Below are 16,165 nucleotides of genomic sequence, written 5' to 3'. Positions count from 1 at the left end.
TAATTTTGATTCTTCAAGAGAAGTTTTGCTTTCTCCAGATAATATTTTGAGATAAAAGTATATATAATTACAATATTCCTCATAATTTTCTCCTTTCATATTATAATTTAAAATAGTCATATTTTTGTTTCTAATAGTCTGTTCAATATCTAACATCAAGCTGCGTAAAACATACAAATCTGATAGACTATACTCATCCACTACAACAATAAAAAGTAGATATAGAATTTAAGTATTACTAGAAAATGAATAATCTTAATAAAACTATCTTATAAAATTTTAAAACCCATTTGCAGTCAATATATTCTTTAATCTAATATCATCTATCACTATAACTACATTGAAATTATTAAAATGGAAGAATATAATTCAAACATTACTCTTCCATTTTTAATAGAATCATTAATTTCTAACTTGAGCTTTGTACTTTTTAAAGCTAATTATTTTTATAATAATCCATTATTGTTTTCTTGCTTTTCTTTTTTAATAAAATACTGATTCTAAATTTAGTAGCAACATATGTTTATCCGTTAGTATTTTACTGATACTAGCAAGAATCTGTGTTCCGATATTCAAATTTCCTGATACGTATCCTGGTACTCCATTAATATTTGCAATTCCTCCATTTTTTGTTTCTTTAACAATGCAACATACAACAGAATCAAATTTGTTTAAACCGTTAAGACGCTCCTCAAAGGTTTTTTCGTTACAAGAATTTACTGTCAGCATTGTATCACCACGACAAACATACATTATTTCTGCATCTATTTCATCACCAATCTTGACCTTTTCTTGAACAGGTAATTTCATATCATCAATCTCTAATGTATGCAAATAGCCATATGCATTGTAACCATCTTCATCTGTATAATTACAAATTGCATATTCTTCTAAAAAATCAACTACTTTTACTAACATAAATCTCACACTCCTTTTACTCTTAATATAACTGCATCCATTTTTTCCCGGTTATTGATATAAATAAAGACCACTTTATGTGGTCTAAGTCATTATTGAGATAATAGATTTCTGTTATTATTCCCAAGTGATGTATCCGATTGAGTAAAAACATCTTTACAGTCGTACAAAATATCGCACATTGTTTTCAAGATATCACCAATACCTGTAATATTAGTTTTCACTTCTTTTGCATCCAATAAGAATGCTTTTGCTCCTTTGCCTTTCCAGTTATTTTCTAATGTATTAACAATACGATCATATTCTTTTTGAATTCTTGCATATTCTTCAATCCACTCATTTGACTGTTCAATAAATATATCAAACTTACTTGTATCCAATAATTTATATTCTGCCATAATCATCATCTACCTTTACCATTTTCAATTTTTGTATTTCATCATAATCAACATTATAATAAAAGCCATCACCTAAACTACTTTTCCCAAAATTTTCTTTTAACTCATATTCATCATATTCAGAAAACTTACTTGTTGCACCTCTAGATTTAATAAATTTTAAGATATCATCTAATAAAAATGCATGATGAATACAGTTATTAAATATCTGTCTACTATTTAAATCTGTAATTCTTTGAACATCAGAGAAGATAACTAAAGTATTTTCATGTCTTTCAATATAGTCGGACAACTGATTAATTACATGCTCACTCTTGGAATAAAAAAGACGACTTTGAATAATGAAAATATTCATAAGCGGATGAAAACTGCTCTCTGTTATAGATTTTTCTTTAACTGGCTCGTTTAAAACATCAGGTCCATCTATACCAAAATAATTATCATCATAAATATTTCGATTCAAGTCCACAAAATCTGCTGATACAAGAGAGTCTATCTCATTGACTTCAATATGATGATCAAGTTGATATAAATAATTTAACAATTGGCTACATGAATCGATCTCAATCTTTTGACCAAACTCTACAAGATCATCCTCGACCTGATCTAATTCTCTTCTCACATCATCAAAACAGATAACCCTCATTTGCTCCTTAAGTGACAAACCTTTAAGAATTAATTTTAGCAAATTTGTCTTTCCATATTGCCTTTTCCCATAAATAGCAATTGTTTTTGCCGTCATTAAATCAATAGTGGCTGGCAAATATTGATAATAATCAATACCCGCTACAAGATGTTGTTCAATATGGAGTGGCTTTTGCGTATACATCTTCCAATTTTTTTCTGTAAGATCGCCTGTTAAACTTTTTAATTGTACAGATTGTAGTTGCTTGACATCAACACCATTTTGAATCAAACATTCAATTATTTGATTGATCATTTGTTCTTCACTGTTATTTTTAATATCGCTATTATAAGGTAAGAAAGCCTGAAACTCATAACTATGATCTTCTAATAAAGCAATTCCTCTTCCTTTCAAGGTAACTGGTTTCGATGTAAAATCAGTAAAAAGTTCACTATATTGGTCTTGATCTAAATCAAAAGCAATAACATGATTATAAGATGATAGTAATTTTTTTAATCCAACAGAAGGCTCATTTGCTGTTATAATGATTGATATTCCTTTAGAAAGACCATCTGTAGAAAGTTTCTTTAATTCATTTTGATATCTTGCATAACAATCATCTGCAAAAAGAGCATGCACTCCATCAATAATTAATGTAATATGTTTTGCTTTAGAATGAGCAGATTTTTCAATAAAATTTTTTCCTGGTAATTCTTTAATATTATAGGTTAATTTATCAAAGATAAGTTTAAAGATTCTTCGAATATTTTCTTCATTATAGGAATCAAAATAAGCTCTAACATAAGGTAATGATTTATAACTTTCTAAGTTATTAGAAAAATCTAAGATATAGATTTCTTCTTCATCTCCTATGATTTTTTGATGCATTCTTATAAGAAGTGTTTTGAGCAATGTTGTTTTACCACTCATTGTATGTCCAAAAATAGCTAGATTAGAAGTATATAAATCAAATGAATAAATATCCTGAATTTGATTATCTGGATCATCATATAATCCTATTGCTAGGTTTAAACTTTTCAACTTTATTCCCTCACTTTCTCTTTAAAACAATAACCTCACCCGTATCAAAATCATAATAACATTGTTCAGGTAATGGATTTTGAAATACTGTATGAACATGAATATCGCGACCTAATTTAGTGATTTCTTCAGCTAAGACCATAAGCTGTGTTTGATCCATTTTTATTTCATTTTTTAATGTTTCTTTTTTAGAAACATCCAGATATAACTGACCGTAATTTTTATTTGTTTTATAAATATAATCATACTGAATAGCATCACTATAGGATTTATTTGAATCGTAAAATAATTTATTTTCTCCGTTTTTCTTTACTTCTGTAACAATCACATGTTTATGGTTATTTTTTACACATCCAGCACCTGAATAAGCACTTTGGAAATATTCAAAGCGACTACCTGTACCAATCAACAAATATGCTCTCCCATTTCCAGGCATTAAAGGTGAAGCCGCAAGATCACGTCCAATCATTTCTTTAGAAGCTTCATTTGTGGCAACTTTTAAACATAAACGTGCATTTGTATTTACACTAATATCTTTTGTAATCGCACCTTCAATATTTTGTGAAATTAAGATAATATGAAAACCTAAAGAACGGCCAATACGTGCTAATGATGTAATTTCTTCCTTGAAATTAACTCCATTATTCTCTCCTGAATATCTCATTAATTCGGAAAATTCATCAATTACAAGGAATAGATGTGGAATATCTTCAAGATTTTTGATTTCCTCAATTTGTCTTTCAATCTCAGCACGCTCATATTCATCTTTTGCATTTTCTGGATCGAGCTTTAACGTTTCTTTAATATGAGTATCTAAATACTTTTTAGCTGTGATATAAGTATTGATACTGTCAACACCCATTTTAGAGAACATCATTTTACGTCTTTTGACTTCGGCATCCATAGATTTTTGGAATCGTCTAAGCATGTACTCCATACTTGTTCCATTTTCATCACCATCAATATCAGTTACTTTACCTACAACATGTGGTAAACTGCCAATTCTTTTAACAAAACCAGCTCCTTTCATATCCATTAACAATAAATTCACCTGTTGCGGTGTATATAATAGACACAACATAATCAAATACGTTAAGATGGTTTCTGTTTTTCCAGAACCCGTCGTTCCTGCTACAATCATATGTGATCCATCAGCTTTTTCATGAAGATCTAAAATTACAAGACTGTTTTCAGAATCAAGCTCTGATCTAACACCAATAGGAACAGCCAATGAATCTATTATATTTCTAGTGCCTTTAAGATTTATACCCCATTCTCGTTTTAATAACATTTTAACTTTTTGTCTTAATTTATCTAAATCTTCAGAGGTGTGACATTCTAGATGATCCTGCCCTTTAGGAATTAGTTTATTAATGATATCAAATAGCTGTATCGATGATGGAACATCCCCTGCCTGTTCAATACGATCATAATGTAGTGCACTTAGGATTTTAAATGCATATTCAAATCTTTTATGTAAAACTGAAAAATCAAGATCATTTTGATCAAATCGATCACAAATAAATTCATAGTTATTCATATTAATATGATGACTATCATTTTGACTATTTCTTAATAATAGCTGTGAATGTGGTAATAAAAACCATTGTCCTTTATCAGTAGCTCTTACAATTTGACCACAATATTTAGGTAACAATTCTAGGTGTCTTTTACAAAAAATAAAGCTAATACCATGATCAACATATTTTTCATCTTTTTTATATTCTCTTAAATATTCTGAAACAGGATGTCTTTTAAAATCATATTCATTTTCAAAAATCATAATAATATGTGGCTTATGTTCTTGCCTGTTTGATAAAATATCTAAAATTTTATTTAAAATCTTAAATGCACCATCCTTATGGAAAGCAAAACTTGAGAGATCTCTATTTTGATTAGTATCCATTAATAGTTCTCTAAAATGTGGTAAGTGCTTGAATCTTTGAATTTTTCTTTGCTCATAATCCCATTTTGAAATACTAATATCTGGATGTTTATCGCAATAATCTTCATAAGTTTCAGCAAAGTAAACAAACTGGATATCTTCCGGTGAATGATAGAAACAAAGATTAAGAATCATATTTTCTAAAAAAGGTTGAAAGTTAATACTCTCATCGAAAACAAGTCCTAAGGTCCCACAATCTAACAAATCTAATAATACTGGAGCATCATGTAAATAGGCATACTGTGAAGCAACATTTGAAGGTAAATCAATCAAATATGGCCAAGAGTCATTTCCTTCATCGATAGAGATCTTAAATGGTTGATTCATATCACTGATTTGGTTATATCGTGCAGATGAAAAGATAACATCTTGTTTTTCACCTTTAATTTCAAAAACAGATTTAACAAGCTGACTTTTTGGTGCAGAAACACCTAATCTTACTTTCATAAAATCTGGATGTTCTCTATTTCTTGAATAAATTTCTCCATCAATCGCTCTAATTTTATTAATCAAACAACTCTCATTTTCAAATTTTTGATCTTTATAAGGCTTTAACTCTTTAATATTAGGTAGAACCGGTGGATACATTAAATTAAGTTGCTCCACATCCCACTTCTGTTTAGAAACAATACTTTTAATTGTTTTTACAATATAATCCTGATATTCTTTCTTCCATTTCTTTAAATCTTCTCGATAAGTCCTATTTGTGTAATATTTGTTGATCAAGGCTGTAAGTATGGTTGCCACTAGCATTGCAATCATCATAGGAAGATAAGACATAAATGAGCTAGAATTACTAAAACCACGAGCCACCAGCATTGTAGCTACCATTAATACACTTGATAAAATTCCAACCACAACATTAGTCTTGCTTTTTTGTGGCGCTGGTGTATCCGGAATAATCTTTACTGGCTCAACATCTAATTTATAAAGTGGCGTATCACTAATATTGTAGTTAGGTTTTCTTTCACGAAAAGCTTTGATTATTACACTAATATCTTCGTCAAATATTAATCCCGGATTTTTGATTCTCGACCATCCAAAATTTATATGTGATGAGCTAACAAAGCCTAATTCTTTTAAAGTTTTTTCACCATGAATCTTTTTTGATAAATAGAACTTTGAAGATAAATCACTAGCATCTAAATTTACAAAACCTCTAGTTACCGTATATTTATAATTTTCAATAGTATCTTCAGGGACATAACAACTATAGAACTCGTTATAACAAAGTAAATAAATTTGTAAACATAAAGCATAGATATCTTCTTCTGTATTATCTTTAGAATCCTTAAATAAGTCATTAATGACTTTATCATTATGTGGCTGATAATAATCAAAGATGTATTCTATGAAAGATCTTGAAGACAGTTTAGAACTGTCCTCAAACTTCTTTTCTAACCCAATCCGAATAGCATCCATCAACTGATTGCATGTAATATCATTATTTACAATCAAGTCCAGATCATAGAAGTTTTCTTCTTCTATCGTTGTTTCTGTACCACGCTGTTTACCACTTCCAATAAAGTGCGCAGTGACAAAGATAGTATTTTCTTCATGAATTGATAAAATTTTTTTGTTTTCCGCCATTTTCATTCACCTCTTTAAATTTTAAATAATTCTTCTATGATTTTCTTTGATTCATCTATATTTATTTGGGGACAGCTATAAGTTACTGAGTCTGTTTTCATTATTTCAATGCTTTGATATAGTGCTTCAACAAATTCTTTGACTTCAGGATAAGTATCTATCTGCGGTATTTTATATTGTTTTTGTAGGTCAATACCTGAATAAATAACATCTGAAATACAATACATCTGAAACTTTGGAAGTTGTTTAGTTTCAATACTTTTAGTAGTTACTTTTATATGATTCAATGATATTTGAAAGTCATGTTCAATAAACTCAAAAGGCTTTTCTACTTTAGATAAAGATATTAGATACTGTCTATATTTTTTTAAATCATACTCCTTTAAGGTCAATAATAACCCTCTTTTTAAATAGCTATTTGAATAACTTTTCATAAAATTACTTTGATAAGCTTTTGGAAGATTTGGCTCTGATCCCTGATAATAACCTTTAATATCAAATTGTAATTGATCAAATGCTACATTTCTTTCATCAATCGCTTCAAAAAACGGTTGATAAAATGGAGCAAGAGAAATATTTATTAATGGCTGTTGTAAAGAAGGTTGCGTTTGAGAAATATCATAATGTAGTTTATCTACTTTCTTTATCACTATTTCAGGAGTATTGATTTCCACTTCTTGACATTGTCCATTTAAATGTAGTGGTTGATAAATATTCTTATCATACTTATTATTAATGATGATATCATTTGAAATCTTTTGTCGCACAGTGATGGATCCTGGGGAAACATTAATTATTGGTGTTTGTATATTAATATCATCATGTAAATATACATACGAAAGCATATGATTATAAACAATATCTTTTTCACTGACATCAATCTTTTCTAAACTAAATGCATTTTGTGCAATATTAATATTCCTCTCATCTTGACAAAAATTATATCTATCTATTTTAGATATTGTCATAACAATAGGATATTTATATTGAAGTGGATAGATTGAAAAATTTACTCTCTGTAAGACATTTTTCTTCAATTGAACCTCTTTTGTATGCCCTCTAATATACACATTATTTTTTGATCTATCCAACGACAAAGGATTTATCTCAATATTTTCTAATAATGGTTTTAAAGAAGAAACATTGTTACCGTTCATTACTATTCCAAAAGAGTCCTTAGATAAGGAAAGCTCATCTAAAGACATCTTCTGATTTATATTTTCATAGTTTTGAAAATCATGTGGGCATGACTCTTCAACACGTTTAGAAAACTCTTGTTGGTTATACAACAACAATACTAATGTTTCTTCTCTTTCATATGTTTTTTTCACACTCACATGCCTCCTTTTATATTAAATAGAATCCGGAATTCCTTTAGCAATTTCTTCATCAGACTCCTGCATTGCCTCAGCATTTTTTTGTAAAACCTCAGCAATAGAATCAATCGTATCTGGAATATTAGTTTTTACATATTTACTGACAGAGCCATCCATCAATGTCTTGAATTTGTTCATTGAAGCTCCATCAGCACCTTCAATAGCCGCATCAACATTAGTAATCAATGTATTTCCGGCTTCTCTTATTGCTTCAGCACCTGTTTTAATAGCATTAACTGAATTAGTAATATCTGTATAATTAAACACGATTTTATTTGCCATTTTTCATTTCCTCCTTATTGATTTACTGTATTCAAACTTTCATTTTGAGATTTTAAGTTTGGATCAACATCTGATAATAACTTTTCTAAATAAGAATCTAACCATGTTTTTAACGATGGCATCAGCCCTTCATTTTCATAAAAATTGTTTTTTAAATCTGTCATTGTCTGAGTAATAAAAGTGTTATACCCATCAGATGCATCACCAACAAATCCTGCAGCTCTTAAGCTATCAATCTCTGTTGTAATTTTCTGTATTTCTCCTAAACATGTATCGATATATGTTTGAATTGCACTTGAGGCATTAGTAATATTTTCATCTGTCAAAATTGTATTTTTTGTATCAGCCATAATTTATTCCTCCTATTTAATACTGTTATTTAATTGTTTGTATTCATCAAAAACTGATTCGTATTGAGTTTTTGCTTGAATAAGATTTTCTGCAACATGCTCAATAACTATTACCTGATTTTTTACTGGATCTAAAAGTTTGCTTTGAAAAGTCTGTACATACTTTTTGCCCGCAGGTGTTTGAAAACCTGTTTCTAGATCTTTTAAACCCTGATTTACATTTTTTCGAAGTGTTTCCATATCATCAGCAAGTTTCTTAAAATTTTGAGATGCTGTTTCAAAAGCCTCCTCATCTAAAAGAATATCTGTATTTAAGATATTCATGAAACAATACCTCCATTTTCTAAGATATATTCATCAACTAACCGTTGAGCTTCTTCAGGTAAAATATGTCCTAACTTTTCAGCTTTTTCAAATTGTCCCACATCACAATATGCCTTAGCACGATATACCAAAGCAACCAAATCATTAGGATCAGATGCTGATGCATTTCTAAAGTAAGCGATTACTTGTCGATATAACTTATCGACATCTTTTTTAAAACTAGTCTCTTTTTTTGAAATTTCCAATGTTGCATAGGCTTCATAGTAATGTGCAATGTGCCGAATATTGAGATCATCACTTCGTTTCAGCTGTATAGCATAAATGATAGCTCCTTTGTATTTTTTTACTTCAATATAGGCATTCATCAAGTCAAGTCGTGCTCGTTCAATATAATTTACAAACACTTCATCTTCAAGATCGGCGATAGTTTCTAATACTTCAATTGCTTCATCGATTTTCTTTAGTCTCAGTAAAATTTCTGCTTTAGTAATCATTTTTTCATAAGATATATCTTTTTCATTATCTAAAGGTTTAATACTATCTAATAGCTCAATTGCTTGATAGTAATATTTATCTTGGTGCGTTAAACTTACCTGATGAACATTGAATAAAATCTCATCAAAAGTAATTTCGATAATGTCTTTATGTTCCTTAAATAAAACCTTAGCTTCATTTAAAATTTCTAAAGCATCAACCATCTTGTTTAATTGCAACAAAATTTGAAATAACAAATGATAATGATTGTAGACATCTGGAGCAATCATTTTCAATGATCTTGCAGTAATTTCTGCTTCAATAAAATCATTCTGGTTCACATAAATTTCTAATTGGTTTAAAAGAATATCGATTCTTTGATCATTATTTCCTTTAATTTCACCTGCCTTTTGATAATTTAGTAATGCCTCTTGATCTTGACCATGAACTTGATTGATGTTGCCAAGAACGTAATAAATCTTTTGTTTAATATCATCACTAACTCCATATGCTTCTGCTTTTGCATAGCTTTCTATTACCAAAGTGTAGTCAGCTTCACCAAGATAAACATTTCCTAATAAGAAATAATATTCACCATTTGTATTATCTAAAACAATAGCTTGTTGATACATTTCTTTTGCATTTACAAGATTATTTAGTAAAAGATAAGCATTACCAGCAATAATATAGGCTTCACTTTTCGTCTTATTAAATTGAATGATTGTTTTAGCAAGTTTGATTGCTTCTTCATATCTTTTATTAGCATAAGCGACTCTTGCCTTTGATAACAAATTCTCATATTGATTAGTCAATATCTTCACCTCCTTTTATTTCTAATATAACTGCATTTCATTTTTCCCGGTTTTTTGAAGCAATCACCTTAAAAAAGTGATTGCTATTTTATTCAAATTTGGTAACACCAAAATGCTTCATTAAATATTCATTTTCTTCATCGTAATAATGTTCTGAAAAAATTAAGACATTTTCGACTAAATCTTCAGGACAATAAATCATTAAGCCTAATGTTTGACTATAATAACTTTCATCAAACTCTAAATACTTCAAGTCATCAACTATCTTATTTAACTGGTTCAGCAAAAATTGTATATCTTCACTTACAATAATAGATTGATCATGATATTGAAGAGTAACTTCCGGAAAGACTGACACTGCTTCTAATTTTCGATCTGGTGTATAATAACAATGTTGATATCCAAAATCATCCACAGAGTGATTTTCTACTGGAAAACCGGTTGGATAATTTTTAAAACTACCACATAGATATCTTACTTCTTGACGTTCCATCCCAAATATAAGTTGACCAACACTTTGATAGGGAACAATTTTATATGTTTTCATTAGTTAAATACTCCTTCCTTAATCAATGTTTTTAAATACTTTCTTGCTTGTTTAATTGCTGCATCATATTTATGACCGCATATATTTCGAATATTTTGAACATCCATATCAAAAGCTTTCATAATTTCTCCATTTTTTATTAACTCTGACTGCTCTAATCTATAAGCCTTAGAACCTGCTTTATTATCAAAACTAGATGTTAACTTATGATCTGCTTTATCAATAATGATAGAAGTTCCTCTTCTTGGATTAAAATCAGTACCTTTGTAACTAGATTTTGCAGGCATATGATGTACTTCTTCAATTTGTGAATTAGATAATTTTCTTAACTCTTTATAACTACCACCATATTGTTTATAATATTGACTACTTTGTCGGAAATAGTCGATTCCATTGAATATACTGTTTAAACCAAAAGCGAGACCACCAAACATATACCCACTTGCAAGTCCATCTAAGAAGCCTTCCCAAAAATTTCCACCAAAGACAACTGAAAGACCTCCATTTATAACTGCAGATGTAATCATCGATACAGCAACTGTTTTTAAAGCTACAGCTAATGCGGCTAAAACTGTACCACCTGTTAAAACACATAATACAACACCAACAACGACACCAATTGTCCCAATAACTAATTCAACCCAGTGTTCACTTACCCAATCACAAACTGCATTCCATGCTTGAGAAAGCTTTTCTTTCGCTGAATTCCACTTATCTTTGATCCAATTTTTACAATTTTCAAGCCATCCACCTTTTTCTTCGGTTGTTGGTTTTAACCAAGAATATTCTGCGTAAAACTGTTTTTGATTTGTTTTAATTGTACTTGCAACACTTTGATCAATAGCGACTACATTATCTATAAAATCATTCATTTTTGTAACTACTTCTTGTACCTGAACCTTTTTAATATTTTCCTTGTTGATTCGTGTTGATAAATTATCTGATGCACTTTTTGTAGCATTGTTGTAGCCACCAGAGATATTATCGATATCATCCTTTCTTTTTTTCATGCTATTGATTGTCTCATTAATATCTTCAACAATATAATTGCTTTTCTTTAATAATGCATCTATTGAAGATTGACTAATCTCAATTCTCAAAAAAAGCACCTCCTATTGTTTATATATCTATAATTTTTATAAGTATTTTTTATAAAAACTAATATCATATTCATAAGTATTAAGACTTTTATTAATAGTAGAAATGACAGATTCATAATTTCTCATATTTTTTGATAATTGTGTGATTTGATTTTCTATATTATCAATTTGTTTTTTTAGATTTGTAATTGCTGTTTCCAGTCGCTGTTTTTCCCTATTCAAATCAGTTAAAGACTGATTTGAATAGGCATCTTGATAAATATCCTTTAATTGAAATGTACTGTAAAAATCTGCACTTGCAATGGAATCACAGTGTATACTTTCTTGTAATAAATCATGTACTTTTTTTAAAGACTGATTAGATGTAGATACTGATTGACAAATCTTGGAATAATCTTTAATAACACTATTAACATCTTCCAGTCTCTTTTCTAAGCTTCTTTGATTACTCTTTAATACCTGAACCTGTTTTGTTTTCTGATTTTTTTGGTAAGAAGCCGCATTATAATTCTTTTGATAAGAGGCTTTTAACTGCATTTGTTCATTCTGTTTTCTTTTTGATTGATTGATATAATACTGTGCTTCTTGAGCATTCATATTTTCACCCCTTTATTCAATATAGCCAGCATTCTTTAATTCCTGAACTTCACTTGCACAACTTTCACTATCTGGGATAATAGCTACAACACGGTTATTTTGCTGGTTTGTTGTATTTTTTTTACCGTCAGGAAATTCATCACTATTTCTCCAAGTGAATGTTGTTACTCCAGCATCAATTGTTTGGATTCTTGTTGAAGGAATTCCTAATTCAATAAGCAATTCTTTAACCACTTGAGCTCGATTGGCAGAAATTTGACTTGTCTTTTCATTACTATCAGGTGAAGTTTTAGCAATACTTCCAACAACATAAATAGTTCCATCTTCGCTATTAACAAATTTTAGCAATGATTCTAATTGGGTGTCTTGAATTGCTTTTTTTGCAAGATCAACACCATCTTTAAAATCTGCAGAATTAGATTTAAAACCTAACTGTGCAGAATTATAAACATGTGCTAATACTTCAGTACTTGGAACATGAAAACTAATTGGTGTTACATATGGATAGTTGACATCACTTTTTTGATCTTCATCATAAACCATGGCAGTTCCATTAATATTAGAGTATTGAACATTAGCAAAAGCTGCATTAGCATATGATAAAATACCTTTCCATAAATCTGTTAAATTACTGCTATATTCTTCATAAGAGTTTTGAGCACCTGCTACATTTCCTAATCCTTCAAAATAAACAGAAATATTTTCTAATGATGGTATTGCATTTTTACTAGAAAGCTGACTGATTATTGATTCAACATCATTGTTGGCAATATCATAAGCACTACTATTCATATTTAAATAACCTGATGTTGTATAACCACTATCATAAATATAGAGATTTGCTGGTTGACCTTTTGCAATAAATGAAGCTTCATGTAAAGCTGTCAATAAATCTGATTCTTCATCATCAGCAATCACTTTATTGGATAAAAGAACTCTTTGAATATTATTTTTAATGCTTTCAACATTAGCATTTAAATAATTTTCATTGTATTCATTTGTTGTTTCAGTAAGATCAAAATTCAAATCCAGTGTTGCGGGAGCACCATCATTAATAATGATGGATACATCTGCTTTGCATTGATATCCATTGCCGGTATCTGAAACTGTCATAGAATCATTGATTAGTTTTGATAATGTTTCTGGTATTTCTGTAAAAAAATTCATATTTGCATGTTTACCAGCAATAATAATCAAAGGGACAGAATCACTTTTTAACAGCGATTCATTTAATTTACCACCGCACCCTGTTAAAGGGATACATAATAATAATGCTAAAATTAAATAAACTATTTTTTTCATGTTATCACTCTCCTAATTTTTCATATCTAAATTCTTTTCAACATAGACAGCATTACGATTTAATGAATTATTGATTTGATCATGAATGACTGGGCCAGCTTTTTTATAATCCCATTTATTCATATCATCTTTATTGGCATCATACTTTTCGATAACATCTGATAATTTCAATAATAAAATGTCATCTGGAATCGAAGATTGCTTACTTAACGCAGTAATATAAGATTGCAATAATACTTCCATTTCAGCATTGTATGTTGTCATTTCTGTATCTAAGATATCCATACAATTATGGTAAAGATGCTCGCGAATGCGATTAAAGATTTCATAGCGATATACACTAGGGTTTACCGGCATCTTTTTATCACTACACACTAATGTCCACAACTTAACACGTGCATTTTCAAACTTATGTAAAGCATCTTCTTGTTTAGTAATTTGATGTACTAAACGTCGATGAAGTCTATCCTTTTTATTTTTTTGTTCATCAATTTTATCCGTTCTTAGCCATTTCCATGAAATACATAGCGCTAAAACCGATGTTAAAATTGGTGACATTTGCAAAAAACGGTCAAGAATATATTGAGATGGCTTAGTAAGATAATAAGCATTACCAAGATCAACAGAGAAATCCTGCATGGATCCAGCAATATAAGCTTCATAACCACCGCGACTTTCTATCTGTATTCCTCTTAAAACAAACACAAGGATAATGACTAATAATGTTCCAATAAATGCAAAAATAAATCCCAAAATGCTATATTTAAAGTCATTTTCTTTAAGTTTTATTTTAGTAATTATATTTCCAAGCAGTGAACCACAGATAGTTGGAAATCCCTCTAGACAGAGTGCAAAGGTCCATGCAAATATAAAAGATGAGATAAAATCTGTCTGTGCTTCATTGTCTCTAAACATCAAAAAGATTGAAAAAAAATCAGCTACTATTAAAAATCCAATCATGATCCATGCAAATGTCTTTGTATTCATATGTTCTTTAAGCATAATCATCTCCCTCCATTCCACCATATAGAGCTTTCAATAACTCATCTTCAAAATCCGATTTTTCTCTATCATAAAATGATAAATCATTAGTCCCAGGAACATACGAAGATTGGTAAGTATGATCCACAACTCTGTTATATATACCATTTTCATATTCATATTCTTTTTGCAGATATCTCTTATCTCGCAATTTTTTATAAACTTCTACCTGTAAAACATCAATCTCTTCAATCATCTCATCATAATAGTCAAAGATATGCCCAGATTCGACATTACTTTTTAAACAGTCAGCAAGCTGTTGTCTTCTAGAAACGCAGATAGAAAGCAAATTCATCAACAGCTCTTCAGCTCGTTCTACCGATAATGTTTGATCGCTATCTGCATCAATTTGACTAATCAATTTTTGAAACTCTTCATCTAACTTTTGTCTTGTCATTTCAATTTCTCGTCTTGTAATCTTAGAAAATTTATCATGAATGATGTCATAAAGCTCCTGATCGGTTTTCTGTTTTCTTTTAAACAACTTCATTTTCATAATCTCCTTTAAAACAATCTTTATTAAATAAATGAAAGTCCAACCCCATTTTATTGATCGCTTCTTCATCAAAAAGCATCAAAGAAATATCCGGGTTGATCATCTTGGCACTTTCGCAATAATATCTAATCTTCAATAAAACTTTTGATCTTTTAGCCTGTAAAACAAAGCGAGCTTGCTCAATCAATCTCTTTTGTTCAGCGTATAATGCTTTCTTTAATGTCTGTTTTTGATTAATTAATTCCGTCATCTGTTCATTCATCAGTAACCATCTATTTTCATATAATTTTGCTTTATGAAAAAGATTCTTTTGATAAGCTTTATTGACCATTTCTTCATACTTATGATGTTCTTGATCAATTTTTTGTTTTTGACAATATATTTCATAATCAAGTCCATTAATACGTGAGTTTAATGTAGATAATGCATATGACATTTTTTTATATTGTCGTCTCAATCTTCCTTTACGGTTAGGAAATAAAGCTATAACACGATGATTTGCTAAATAATTATCACGTTTAGAAGTAAAAGCAGATACTTCTCTTAATATAAAAGGAGACAGTGTCTCATTTTGCTTATTTTGTACATCTACAAAACATTGGTTAATTGCATCTTGCTGCGCCTTTCTTTGAATCAGTTTTTTTTCAATAAAATTCAATTCATAAGTCATCATTATATGCACCTCCTTTTACTACTAATATAACTGCAAGTAACTTTCCTCGGTTTTTTGATAAAAACAATTAATCTTTTTTCTACCCTTAATATAAGTGCTAAACGTTTTTCCCGATTTTTTGATAAAAAAAAAGATCACTTTCGTGATCTTTAAATATCAATTCTCCCTTGAATAATAAATCCTTTCCAGTCTTCTTTGATATACTCTCTTCCTTTTTTCTTTACTATATATCCTCTATTTTCACTTTCTCTTATCCTTTGATCTATCTCTTTTA

Annotated in this window: 16 protein-coding genes; all 16 read right to left on the bottom strand. The window is 29.5% G+C overall.

Translation table 11 applies throughout. From position 1 onward, the window contains the following. Nucleotides 1–483: 483 nt before the first annotated feature. Nucleotides 484–918, bottom strand: a complete 435-nt coding sequence (locus Q0K54_RS10900) for a hypothetical protein (protein ID WP_294581245.1) — start codon at nucleotides 916–918, stop codon at nucleotides 484–486. 92 nt (nucleotides 919–1,010) lie between these two features. Continuing rightward, complete coding sequence (locus Q0K54_RS10895) at nucleotides 1,011–1,316, bottom strand: hypothetical protein (RefSeq protein ID WP_294581243.1); 306 nt, start codon at nucleotides 1,314–1,316, stop codon at nucleotides 1,011–1,013. Beyond that, the gene (locus Q0K54_RS10890) at nucleotides 1,303–2,982 is read right to left on the bottom strand and encodes an FtsK/SpoIIIE domain-containing protein (protein WP_294581240.1); all 1,680 of its coding nucleotides are present in this window, start codon (nucleotides 2,980–2,982) and stop codon (nucleotides 1,303–1,305) included. Before Q0K54_RS10890 ends, Q0K54_RS10895 begins: the two co-directional genes overlap by 14 nt. A gap of 10 nt (nucleotides 2,983–2,992) precedes the next feature. Continuing rightward, entirely contained in the window at nucleotides 2,993–6,517 is a 3,525-nt protein-coding gene (locus tag Q0K54_RS10885; protein WP_294581238.1) for an FtsK/SpoIIIE domain-containing protein, read from the bottom strand. Between the two features lie 14 nt (nucleotides 6,518–6,531). Further along, nucleotides 6,532–7,848: a hypothetical protein gene (locus Q0K54_RS10880; RefSeq protein ID WP_294581236.1), complete on the bottom strand. Its 1,317-nt coding sequence runs from the start codon at nucleotides 7,846–7,848 to the stop codon at nucleotides 6,532–6,534. Between the two features lie 21 nt (nucleotides 7,849–7,869). Then, complete coding sequence (locus tag Q0K54_RS10875; RefSeq protein ID WP_294581234.1) at nucleotides 7,870–8,175, bottom strand: hypothetical protein; 306 nt, start codon at nucleotides 8,173–8,175, stop codon at nucleotides 7,870–7,872. A gap of 14 nt (nucleotides 8,176–8,189) precedes the next feature. Next, a complete protein-coding gene (locus tag Q0K54_RS10870; protein ID WP_294581233.1) occupies nucleotides 8,190–8,525 on the bottom strand; it encodes a hypothetical protein in 336 nt (111 codons plus the stop codon). Nucleotides 8,526–8,537: 12 nt separating this feature from the next. Next, complete coding sequence (locus Q0K54_RS10865) at nucleotides 8,538–8,849, bottom strand: hypothetical protein (RefSeq protein WP_294581231.1); 312 nt, start codon at nucleotides 8,847–8,849, stop codon at nucleotides 8,538–8,540. Continuing rightward, a complete protein-coding gene (locus tag Q0K54_RS10860; protein WP_294581229.1) occupies nucleotides 8,846–10,135 on the bottom strand; it encodes a lipopolysaccharide assembly protein LapB in 1,290 nt (429 codons plus the stop codon). Before Q0K54_RS10860 ends, Q0K54_RS10865 begins: the two co-directional genes overlap by 4 nt. An 88-nt stretch (nucleotides 10,136–10,223) precedes the next feature. After that, complete coding sequence (locus Q0K54_RS10855; RefSeq protein WP_294581227.1) at nucleotides 10,224–10,682, bottom strand: hypothetical protein; 459 nt, start codon at nucleotides 10,680–10,682, stop codon at nucleotides 10,224–10,226. Next, nucleotides 10,682–11,782 (bottom strand): hypothetical protein, encoded by a 1,101-nt coding sequence (locus tag Q0K54_RS10850; protein ID WP_294581225.1) that lies wholly within the window; start codon nucleotides 11,780–11,782, stop codon nucleotides 10,682–10,684. The genes Q0K54_RS10855 and Q0K54_RS10850 overlap by 1 nt, the downstream gene beginning before the upstream one ends. Before the next feature lie 36 nt (nucleotides 11,783–11,818). Beyond that, nucleotides 11,819–12,379 (bottom strand): hypothetical protein, encoded by a 561-nt coding sequence (locus tag Q0K54_RS10845; protein ID WP_294581224.1) that lies wholly within the window; start codon nucleotides 12,377–12,379, stop codon nucleotides 11,819–11,821. Between the two features lie 12 nt (nucleotides 12,380–12,391). After that, complete coding sequence (locus Q0K54_RS10840) at nucleotides 12,392–13,681, bottom strand: hypothetical protein (protein ID WP_294581223.1); 1,290 nt, start codon at nucleotides 13,679–13,681, stop codon at nucleotides 12,392–12,394. A gap of 12 nt (nucleotides 13,682–13,693) precedes the next feature. Then, nucleotides 13,694–14,683 carry a hypothetical protein gene (locus Q0K54_RS10835; protein WP_294581222.1) on the bottom strand — a complete coding sequence of 330 codons (990 nt, stop codon included), beginning with the start codon at nucleotides 14,681–14,683 and terminating at the stop codon, nucleotides 13,694–13,696. After that, entirely contained in the window at nucleotides 14,676–15,212 is a 537-nt protein-coding gene (locus Q0K54_RS10830) for a hypothetical protein (protein ID WP_294581220.1), read from the bottom strand. The genes Q0K54_RS10835 and Q0K54_RS10830 overlap by 8 nt, the downstream gene beginning before the upstream one ends. Further along, a complete protein-coding gene (locus tag Q0K54_RS10825; protein WP_294581219.1) occupies nucleotides 15,199–15,891 on the bottom strand; it encodes a hypothetical protein in 693 nt (230 codons plus the stop codon). The genes Q0K54_RS10830 and Q0K54_RS10825 overlap by 14 nt, the downstream gene beginning before the upstream one ends. Between the last annotated feature and the right edge of the window lie 274 nt (nucleotides 15,892–16,165).

This window comes from uncultured Thomasclavelia sp., assembly GCF_944324745.1.
Classification (GTDB): Bacteria; Bacillota_I; Bacilli_A; order Erysipelotrichales; family Coprobacillaceae; genus Thomasclavelia.
This window is presented reverse-complemented; position numbering and strand designations above follow the sequence as displayed.

What these genes read in the sequence shown, in the direction of transcription:
- Q0K54_RS10870 (WP_294581233.1), bottom strand. Translation starts at nt 8,525, where the DNA reads ATGGCTGATACAAAAAATACAATTTTGACAGATGAAAATATTACTAAT.
- Q0K54_RS10835 (WP_294581222.1), bottom strand. Translation starts at nt 14,683, where the DNA reads ATGCTTAAAGAACATATGAATACAAAGACATTTGCATGGATCATGATT.
- Q0K54_RS10855 (WP_294581227.1), bottom strand. Translation starts at nt 10,682, where the DNA reads ATGAAAACATATAAAATTGTTCCCTATCAAAGTGTTGGTCAACTTATA.
- Q0K54_RS10895 (WP_294581243.1), bottom strand. Translation starts at nt 1,316, where the DNA reads ATGGCAGAATATAAATTATTGGATACAAGTAAGTTTGATATATTTATT.
- Q0K54_RS10875 (WP_294581234.1), bottom strand. Translation starts at nt 8,175, where the DNA reads ATGGCAAATAAAATCGTGTTTAATTATACAGATATTACTAATTCAGTT.
- Q0K54_RS10865 (WP_294581231.1), bottom strand. Translation starts at nt 8,849, where the DNA reads ATGAATATCTTAAATACAGATATTCTTTTAGATGAGGAGGCTTTTGAA.
- Q0K54_RS10900 (WP_294581245.1), bottom strand. Translation starts at nt 918, where the DNA reads ATGTTAGTAAAAGTAGTTGATTTTTTAGAAGAATATGCAATTTGTAAT.
- Q0K54_RS10825 (WP_294581219.1), bottom strand. Translation starts at nt 15,891, where the DNA reads ATGATGACTTATGAATTGAATTTTATTGAAAAAAAACTGATTCAAAGA.
- Q0K54_RS10845 (WP_294581224.1), bottom strand. Translation starts at nt 12,379, where the DNA reads ATGAATGCTCAAGAAGCACAGTATTATATCAATCAATCAAAAAGAAAA.
- Q0K54_RS10830 (WP_294581220.1), bottom strand. Translation starts at nt 15,212, where the DNA reads ATGAAGTTGTTTAAAAGAAAACAGAAAACCGATCAGGAGCTTTATGAC.
- Q0K54_RS10885 (WP_294581238.1), bottom strand. Translation starts at nt 6,517, where the DNA reads ATGGCGGAAAACAAAAAAATTTTATCAATTCATGAAGAAAATACTATC.
- Q0K54_RS10840 (WP_294581223.1), bottom strand. Translation starts at nt 13,681, where the DNA reads ATGAAAAAAATAGTTTATTTAATTTTAGCATTATTATTATGTATCCCT.